The sequence below is a fragment of the Coriobacteriia bacterium genome (genome assembly GCA_031292615.1).
Classification (GTDB): Bacteria; Actinomycetota; Coriobacteriia; order Anaerosomatales; family JAAXUF01; genus JARLGT01.
The window spans coordinates 1-2667 of sequence record JARLGT010000017.1; the positions used below are offsets into that span (position 1 = coordinate 1).

Here is a 2667-nt window from a genome sequence, read left to right on the forward strand (position 1 = left end):
CGTGAAACGCAGTACATGCCTGTTTCCCGCGTGCCATGATGTGCGCGATCGGTCAGCTCGCCTAGGAACGGCTCGACGAGTCGCCGCCCCAAAGGAGTCAGCTTGACGAACATTCTGGTGGTCGAAGACGACCCGATCATTCGCCAAACCGTGGAGTACTCGCTGAGGCGTGCAGGCTTCGCGGTGGATACGGTTGGCGATGGCGCCCTAGCGCTCAAGGCCGCCGAGCACCTTCGCCCCGACCTCGTGATCCTCGACCTTCTGCTACCCGGTATGGACGGTTATGAGATCACTGAGAAGCTGCGCGACCAGGACAAGGAGACCGCGATCATCATGGTCTCGGCGCTCGATACGGAGCGCGACAAGGTCCGGGGGCTCGACGCAGGCGCCGACGACTACATCACCAAGCCGTTCTCGATGGAGGAGCTTCTGGCTCGCGTGCGCGCAAACCTCAGGCGCGTGCGCACCAGAGAGACGCTCGCGGACGAGCGCGTGATCCAGATAGGCGATCTGCTGATCGAGCCCAAGAGCTTCCGCGTCTCGGTCGCCGGCGACAAGATCCGGCTGCGCCTCAAGGAGTTCCAGCTGCTGGTCGCACTAGCCGAGCGGCCCGGTCAGCTCGCCACTCGGCAGATCTTGGCCGACGAGGTCTGGGGCTACGAGCATCTCCCCTCGTCCCGCACCATCGACGTGCATATCCGTCGCCTGCGGCAGGCCGTGGAAGAGACGTCCGAGTTCATCTTCATCCACACCGTTCATGGCATGGGCTATCGCTTCGAGCCGATCATGAAACGCGCAATCGCCGATCAGAGCGTCTACCGGTAGACCCGGCGGGGGCGAGCCCTACTGCGGAGCCGGTCTCCCTGACGAGATGGCCAAGACGACGGTGGATCCCGCCGGTGCCTTGCTCCCGCTCACGGGCAACTGCGCGACGACCGTTCCCTTGGCGACGTCCGCGCTCGGCTGATCGGTCGTCTCTACGACGAAGCCAGCCGATTCGATTGCCGAGCGTGCTTCAGACTCGGACTTGCCGGTGACGTTCGGAACGCCGACCAGGGCCTCTGGCCCGGTGGATACTTCGATGCCGATGGTTCCACCCTTGGCTGTCTGCGTGCCCGCCGGTGGCATCTGGCCGATTACAACGCCCTTTGCAACCGATGCACTCGACTGGCGGTAGACCTTTGGTGCCAGCCCGGCGGCTTGGATAGAGCTCACCGCGTCGGCCTCAGACCGTCCCGTCACGCTAGGTACGCTGACCGAGGAGGCTGGCGCACCCAGCGAGATGGCGTAGCTGACGGTCGCGCCGGGCGCCGCCGTCGCGCCGGGTGCGGGGCTCTGTATCACGACGTTGCCGTTGGCGACCGTCGTGCTGTACACCGCTTCGGCGTCTGGAACCAAACCGGCGTCCTTGATCGCCTTCTCGGCGTCAGCCTTGGACTTGCCCACGATGTTAGGCACCTTGGAGGATGCAGGCGCTTTGCCCTGCGACACAACGTACGCCACCCTAGCGTGGAGGTTGACCTTAGCGCCCGCGTCGGGCACCTGCCCAACCACCGTTCCTGCGGGCACAGTGTCGTTGAACTCGTCGATGGGCATCGGCACGAGCGAGTTCGCCGCGATGCTGGCCGAGGCCTCCTCGGCGGTCTTGCCCGTAACGGCAGGGACGATGAACTCCCCAAGGGGTAGCGCGACGGTAATCGACACCGCCTCGCCCTTGGAAAGCTGCACGCCTGCGACCGGGTTTTGCCGAAATACCACTCCTGGGGCGACGCCGGGCGTATGGACGCGGTTGGTAGCGCCGAGCTTGTAGCCAGCGTCTTGGAGCAGCCGGACGGCGTCGGCTGCGCTCTTCCCGGTCACGTCGGGCACCTTCGGGCCGAGCGAGCAGCCGGCCGAGAGCACGGCTGCAGCCAACACAAAGCCCAAGAGCGTCAGAGCGACAACTCGAGTGGTTCGCATGGTCGGTCCCTCCGGTACGCCGTCTGGTTCCGCTGCCGAGTCGCCCGGCGGTACAAACTGCTCGGACTGGGGTTCTTGCGTCAGTGCCGAGAACTCGTGGCCAACGCTTGACGCAGCTTTCTAAGCGAGTTGGTACCCGAGCGTTGTGCCACCAACCCCGGAGCGACGAGATAGGCCCACCCGTCGCAACGGGTGGGCCTACGTATCCTTGGTGCCCCCAAGGGAATTCGAATCCCTGCTGCCGCCTTGAAAGGGCGGAGTCCTTGGCCGCTAGACGATGGGGGCCTCTATGGGTGGTGCTCGTAATCGCGCTTGGTGGGCCGTGCAGGTTTCGAACCTGCGACCTTGGGATTAAAAGTCCCCTGCTCTACCAACTGAGCTAACGGCCCGGTTGCGTCACGCGCCCAACGCGCAGGCAAGTGTACCTGCGTGCCTCGGCAGGGTCAACGCGAGGCGTCAATGTCAGACGCGCATGCTACGATTGCCGAGGTCAGGAAGGAGTTCGTTGCCGTGTCGGAGACTGTTCGCAGCTGGCTCATAGCTTTCAGCGTCGTCTCCGGAGCGCTGCTCGCCGGCGGCGCGATCGACGCCGTACTCGCGAGGTTGCTGGGACATGAGACCGGGCCGGCCCACCGAGTGCGCGGTGCGATTGCCCGCGCCATTCGCTGGCAGCCCGAGATCTGGTCCGTGCTGCTGGCCATCGCGGTC

At 65.1% G+C, this 2667-nt stretch carries 3 protein-coding genes and 2 tRNA genes; 2 read left to right on the forward strand and 3 right to left on the reverse strand.

The features are described from left to right. Positions 1 to 102: 102 nt before the first annotated feature. Positions 103 to 825, forward strand: coding sequence for a response regulator transcription factor (locus P4L93_01710; protein MDR3685662.1), 723 nt, complete (start codon positions 103 to 105; stop codon positions 823 to 825). 18 nt (positions 826 to 843) lie between these two features. On the opposite strand, the gene P4L93_01715 is transcribed toward P4L93_01710, so the two are convergent. From P4L93_01715 to P4L93_01725, 3 genes are all read right to left on the reverse strand, one after another. Beyond that, positions 844 to 1959, reverse strand: a complete 1116-nt coding sequence (locus P4L93_01715; GenBank protein ID MDR3685663.1) for a PASTA domain-containing protein — start codon at positions 1957 to 1959, stop codon at positions 844 to 846. A 209-nt stretch (positions 1960 to 2168) separates the two neighbouring features. Further along, positions 2169 to 2244 (reverse strand) — tRNA-Glu (locus tag P4L93_01720). 28 nt (positions 2245 to 2272) lie between these two features. Then, positions 2273 to 2348 (reverse strand) — tRNA-Lys (locus tag P4L93_01725). A gap of 121 nt (positions 2349 to 2469) precedes the next feature. On the opposite strand from P4L93_01725, the gene P4L93_01730 reads away from it, so the two are divergent. After that, positions 2470 to 2667: hypothetical protein (locus tag P4L93_01730; GenBank protein ID MDR3685664.1), on the forward strand; the 198-nt coding region annotated here is incomplete at its 3' end.

What these genes read in the sequence shown, in the direction of transcription:
- P4L93_01715 (MDR3685663.1), bottom strand. Translation starts at nt 1,959, where the DNA reads ATGCGAACCACTCGAGTTGTCGCTCTGACGCTCTTGGGCTTTGTGTTG.